The organism is Cyanobium sp. NIVA-CYA 375, assembly GCF_056108345.1.
This window is the reverse complement of the sequence record NZ_JBSYHW010000429.1, coordinates 1-530: the sequence shown is the minus strand read 5'-3', so window position 1 is coordinate 530 and position 530 is coordinate 1. Positions and strand designations below refer to the sequence as shown.

1 pseudogene is annotated in these 530 nt (G+C 65.1%); it reads right to left on the bottom strand.

Annotated features, from left to right (window positions below):
• A pseudogene (locus AC01FP_RS18970) lies at positions 1–297 on the bottom strand (hypothetical protein); the annotation flags it as partial.
• Positions 298–530: the final 233 nt, after the last annotated feature.

The following is a 530-nucleotide window of genomic DNA, read 5'->3' as shown; positions in this document are numbered from 1 at the left end:
GCCGAACATTCCGGTGCCGGGGCCAAACCCCTGCTCCGGCGGCATGGCCAGCGCCAGCTCATCGATGTGCGCCGCGATCCGGCCGACCGATTGTCCGCCGCGCTCAGCCAGAAACAACTGGGCCCGGGCATGGCCGAAGAACGGGTTCTTGGCCGGATCGACCAGTTCAAGCTGTTCGGACCGCAATTGCGGTACGCTGTGCGGCAGCGCGGCGGCAAACCTGCGCCCGAGGTCGACGAAGGCAGCCCGCCCGGCCTTGCCCGCAACCGGACGGATCACTATTTCGGCGTGGTTCACAATTGGTCCCTTATCCAGCCTTCACCGTCCCTGTGCGCGGGATTTGCCCCAAGTCAAGCGAGCGCGCCGATTACTGTGGCACAGAGCCTGCGTTGTCCTGTGACCGCACTTTGCGGTATGGGCAGAGCAGAAAACCGGAACACGTATGACTATCGAACAGACCATCGATCCCGCGGCAACGAGCCGCCCGGCTGCCAGCTGGCACGCCCAGTTGCCGGACGACAAGGCGATGC